Here is a 4706-nt window from a genome sequence, read left to right as displayed (position 1 = left end):
TTTTGCGCACACGCTTCATGAAATTGCGGATGTATTCGATGGCCGTCAGGTTGGTGAGGAAAAGGTACAGCTCGTCAATGGCGGCGGCGGTGTTCCCCTCGGTCAGCAGCTTATCGCTCATGAAGGAAAGCACGTTAAATAGCAAGGCATTTTTCACGTTCCGGCTAGCCTGTAAGAGCCCTTTGACGCCGAACACAATAAAGCGGTCTGAGGTCACGTTGGTGTGGCCGTTGAAAAACTGGCTCTCGGCGCCCATGCACATGGAGTGGAGCCCCAGCAGGATTTCCTGCAGCAGCTCCGGCGGATAGAGCTGGTATTTGGTCTTGTCGTAGCCTTTGTATTCGGCTTCAATGGTGGCATATAAGTCGGACAGAATGGGATAGTCCGTGGCTGCCAGCTTTCTGAAATCGGTGCGGTCGCTGATGCCGAACTGTTCGTACAGCTTGCCCAGCATGATTTCAATGGCGTCAATGTGGCGGTCGGAAAAATCTTTGTAGCACCGGAAGAAATCCTTGAGAAAGCTGATGTGCTGACTGAGCTTGGTGGACTGGCGGAATGCCTGGGGTGCGTCGGTATCCTCCGGGCTGCCGCCCTCATCCCACGTTTTCGGCTCCAGCGGGTTGATCCGGTACCGGCCTGACATAAGGTCAATGAAACAGCCGCCGAGGTTTTCCGCTAGCTCCACATATTCGTGCTCGGGGTCCAGACACAGAACGGACTTGCCCGATTCAAGGATGTTGCAGAGAATGAGCTTAAGAAGATAGCTCTTGCCCTGGCCGGAGTTGCCGAGTATCAGCACATTCGCATTGGTTTTGTCATCATCGCGCTTGTCAAAATCCGCAATGATATTCGAGCCGAACTTGTCCCTGCCGAGGTAAAACCCGCGGGGATCGGTCTTGCCGCTGTAGTTGAAGGGATAGAGGTTCGCCACGGAACTGGCGGGCAGCACCCGTTCAAACTGGCTGGCGAACACGTTGTATCCGGCAGGGCCTACAGCGAGAAAGCCCTCCCGCTGGCGCAGCATGAGCCGATCCACATTGAGCTTACTGCGCACCAGCTCGGTCAGGACATCGGTCTGGAGGAGCTTCAGTCCATCAAGATCATGGGCGGTCAGCTCCAAAAACACGGCGCAGTGCAGGAGCGGCTCCCGGTTCCGGTGCATGGAGGACACCAGCGTGACCACATCCTGCAAATTGCTCTCGGCGGTGACCGTCTGCTGGAGGTCGTTGGTACTGCTCTTATCCATGCGGTTCTTGTTGGCGGCATTGTGGATGATCTTCTTTTCCTCGGCTGCCGTTACCTGACGGGTGTAAATGCGCAGGGTCACACCGTCCTTTTCTCCAAGGTGGCGCAGGATAGCCTGTTCCTCGGTGGCGGTGGGATATTCCCGCAGCACCCACACGCAGCGGTAGGTGTTGCCGCAGAGGAAATGGTCGGTGTTGAATTTGATGATGCCCGGAGCGATCATGTCAAGGAAATCCTTGATTTTCACATCCTCCTGCGGCGGGGATTGGGGCTTTCTTTTTCTTGCCATCGGCGTTTCTTCCTTTCTGGTTTTGATTTTGGGTATAGGAAAAGCCGCCACGTTTGTGACGGCTTGAAGTAAAATGGTTCACTTTGGTAAGGATTTGAGGTATAATAAAGGCAGAATATTTATTCAAAATATAACAAAAAAGGAGCAACTAATCGTGTTTAGATACGTTCATACAAATATCATTGCCCAGAATGCGGGCAAGCTTATAGATTTTTATAAGACAGTTCTCCATTGCAAGAGTATTAATGAAACACGCGATCTAAGCGGAGCATGGTTAGATAATCTTACCTGTTTGACCAACGCCCATATTTGTGGAGAACACCTGCTTTTGCCCGGCTATGAGGGAGACCATCCAACCCTTGAAATATTCTCTTATGATGAGATGAAAGAATATCTACCAGCTGAAATTAACCGCCCTGGCATTGCACATATCGCTTTTGAAGTTGACGATGTGGAAGATACTCTGTCTGAAATTCTTCGTGCAGGCGGGAGCACTGTCGGAGAAGTGGTAACTGCCGCATATCCGAACAATACGGAGGCGGTTTTTGTATATGCCTGTGACCCGGAAGGCAATATCCTTGAGCTTCAAAGCTGGCGAAAAAGAAAAATTTAATGCGGCGGATACATAATCATCACAGGTTTCATCACTTAACACCCTTTAAAAGAAAGGTACTGCCATGAAAAACTTATTTCTAATAGGTGGCACGATGGGAGCAGGAAAAACAGCTACCTGTCAAATTCTAAAACAAAAACTAAACAACAGCATTTTTCTGGATGGTGATTGGTGCTGGGATATGCATCCCTTTCACGTGACAGAGGAAACAAAGCAGATGGTATTAGAAAACATCTGCTATATTCTGAATAACTTTATTCGGTGTTCTGCCTATGAAAACATCATATTCTGCTGGGTGATGCACCAGCAGGCTATCATTGACGATATCCTTTCACGGCTGGATACGGTCAACTGTAAGGTGCATTCTATTTCCCTGATTTGCAGTGAACAATCCCTGCGAACCCGATTGGAAAAAGACATTGCTGCCGGTATTCGCACGGAAGATGTAGTCCTCAGAAGCATGGAACGAATCCCTCTTTACGGAAAACTGAATACCTTTAAGGTGGATGTATCAGAAATAATTCCAGAGCAAGTGGCAAATTATATCATTCATCACTGCTAAATAGAAAAAGGGGGAAGTCAATGAGATATGACTTCCCCTTTTTCTGCTCATTCATTCAAAATCACCCAGCGCTCCCCATCATAATCCTCATACATCTCCGTTGTAACATTCTGCTCATAATAGACGCCCAGCAGGCGCTTGATGTCGCTTTCACCCGCCTTGCGCACCATGAAGCCCTGATCCTTGAGGCTCTTTTCGATGCGGGAAAGATAGGGCTGAACATCGCTTTCCTTTTCATTTTTCAGCCGGATGATGATTAAGAATTCCCTTGCCGTCGCCATCTGCACCTGCATACGGTCAAGGGCGGTTTGATCCTGTGCCAGCAGCTTTCGGATGACAGGGTTCTGCTCGGCGGCCATTCTGGCTTTCAGATAGCTCTTGTTGTCCTCAAAGTTTTCACGGCTGTTTAAGCACAGCATTTCGATATCCGAGATGCCTTTCAGCACATTCATAAGGGCATAAATCCTTGCCCCGATGCTGGAATCAGACAGAACGCTGATATTGGTGGGCTTAATCATAAAAAACACCAGCTCACCGTGAGGCGTCGCAAGGCTGTGGCCGGTGATGCCCTCAATGCCCATGAGCTGGCGGGTGGAGGCTTTTTCTCCGGCCTCCCGTTTCTCTTTTCGGTTCATATTCACGCCCTCCATTCATAGGTCTGCTGCTTTCCGAAAAAGAAAGCGGCGGCGTAACGGATAAAATCAAGGATGCTCACATCCTCGAAGCGGATCGATAAAAAGGCATAGACCGCTGTCAGGACAATGGGTGGCAGCCAGCCCAGCCTGGAAAAAGCGAAGACAGAAATCAGGCAGCCAATGCCGATGATTCCGATATCCCGCAGCTCCCACAGCCACAGGGTAGCCTTGGATTTTAGGTTGTCGGGGTAGATGTACATGGGGGTAATTCCTCCTCGTAGATTTTTTGCAAAAAATAGGCGATACCACGGAGAACAAAGTCCACACAGGGTATCGCCACGCTGTTGCCCAGCGCCTTGTACCGGGCGCTGTCCGATGCACCGGGAATCAGCGTCCAGCCATCGGGGAAGCCTTGGAGCCGTTCGCATTCCAGCGGGGTCAGCCTGCGGATGAGGTTGCGTCTTTCCACGATGCATTTGTTCTGACTGACATACTGACTGCCGATGCCTTTCTCATCCCCGCGGCAAAGTGCGCCCACTACTTCTTGGTATGGTTCACACACGGCGTGCCGGTCAGAGGTCGTAATGGTGTAGCTGATGTCCGGCTGACAGCCGAGGCCGTTGCCGCCGTTTTCCGGTTCCCGGTCGATGGTGTTGCCCGCAATGCAAATGGTTTCCTGCATTGCGGGACTTCCCACCAGCGGAACATTATTGCCCCCGGTTCCCATACGGGCGGACATTGTGGGCGCTACTGCATGGGGGCCGGTGTAGCGGCTGTCAATGCCGTGATTTTCAAATAACACCGGCTGGTTATTGCCGGAGGTTCCTGCTGCGGAGGTAATGGTTGGGCAGACACCCTCGCCAATTTCAGCGCCGCCCTGCTGGGTCGCCATGACCAGCGGCTGGTTGTTCCCGCCCTGCCCAAAGCCTGCGGATACCGTTTGCGATACCGCCACCGGCCCGGTAAAACGAGAGTCTTGTGCATGGTTGTCAAACACCAGCGGCTGGTGTCCATGCTCTTGGGCACGGAGCGTACCGGTGATATCATCAGTACAGTGCATCTGGCTGCCGCCCTGATCGTTGAGGCACAGAACTGATGGCGCAGTGCCGGTTTTAATGGTAGGGGAACACTCCGCCTGATAGCCGATTCCTCTGGCGTCGGCACTTGCGCTGCCGCAGAAGCCTGCGGTTAGCACACAGGGGTAACCCTGTCCGGCCTGCCCACCACCGCCAGTTAGCGAGGTGTGCGTTTCGGGGGTCAGAAAACAATCCCCGTCCCCCTTGCTGACAACGCCTGCCGCAAACAGCAGCCCTGCCGGGTTCCTGCCACCGCCGCCTCGTCGTTGCAAACTTCGCTCAGTTC

Annotated in this window: 5 protein-coding genes and 1 pseudogene; 2 read left to right on the top strand and 4 right to left on the bottom strand. The window is 52.1% G+C overall.

All coding sequences use genetic code 11. The features are described from left to right. Positions 1-1534: pseudogene (locus RTV33_RS15425) on the bottom strand (VirB4 family type IV secretion system protein); the annotation flags it as partial. 154 nt (positions 1535-1688) lie between these two features. Here RTV33_RS15425 and RTV33_RS15420 point away from each other — a divergent pair. Both RTV33_RS15420 and RTV33_RS15415 read left to right on the top strand, forming a co-directional pair. After that, the gene (locus RTV33_RS15420; protein ID WP_109708945.1) at positions 1689-2147 is read left to right on the top strand and encodes a VOC family protein; all 459 of its coding nucleotides are present in this window, start codon (positions 1689-1691) and stop codon (positions 2145-2147) included. A gap of 64 nt (positions 2148-2211) precedes the next feature. After that, positions 2212-2709, top strand: coding sequence for an AAA family ATPase (locus tag RTV33_RS15415; protein WP_109708946.1), 498 nt, complete (start codon positions 2212-2214; stop codon positions 2707-2709). Positions 2710-2756: 47 nt separating this feature from the next. Here RTV33_RS15415 and RTV33_RS15410 read toward each other — a convergent pair whose 3' ends face one another. From RTV33_RS15410 to RTV33_RS15400, 3 genes are all read right to left on the bottom strand, one after another. Next, complete coding sequence (locus tag RTV33_RS15410) at positions 2757-3344, bottom strand: hypothetical protein (RefSeq protein WP_109708947.1); 588 nt, start codon at positions 3342-3344, stop codon at positions 2757-2759. 2 nt (positions 3345-3346) lie between these two features. Then, positions 3347-3604 carry a hypothetical protein gene (locus RTV33_RS15405; RefSeq protein WP_109708948.1) on the bottom strand — a complete coding sequence of 86 codons (258 nt, stop codon included), beginning with the start codon at positions 3602-3604 and terminating at the stop codon, positions 3347-3349. Then, positions 3580-4706: DNA cytosine methyltransferase (locus RTV33_RS15400; protein WP_312645733.1), on the bottom strand; the 1127-nt coding region annotated here is incomplete at its 5' end. The genes RTV33_RS15400 and RTV33_RS15405, both read right to left, overlap by 25 nt.

Source organism: Hydrogenoanaerobacterium sp., assembly GCF_032017025.1.
Classification (GTDB): domain Bacteria; phylum Bacillota; class Clostridia; order Oscillospirales; family Ruminococcaceae; genus Hydrogenoanaerobacterium.
The sequence above is the reverse complement of the archived record's forward strand: the minus strand, read 5'-3'. Positions and strand labels throughout refer to the sequence as shown.

Excerpts from the sequence above, each read along its gene's own strand:
- RTV33_RS15405 (WP_109708948.1), bottom strand. The coding sequence starts at position 3,604 with ATGTACATCTACCCCGACAACCTAAAATCCAAGGCTACCCTGTGGCTG.
- RTV33_RS15410 (WP_109708947.1), bottom strand. The coding sequence starts at position 3,344 with ATGAACCGAAAAGAGAAACGGGAGGCCGGAGAAAAAGCCTCCACCCGC.
- RTV33_RS15415 (WP_109708946.1), top strand. The coding sequence starts at position 2,212 with ATGAAAAACTTATTTCTAATAGGTGGCACGATGGGAGCAGGAAAAACA.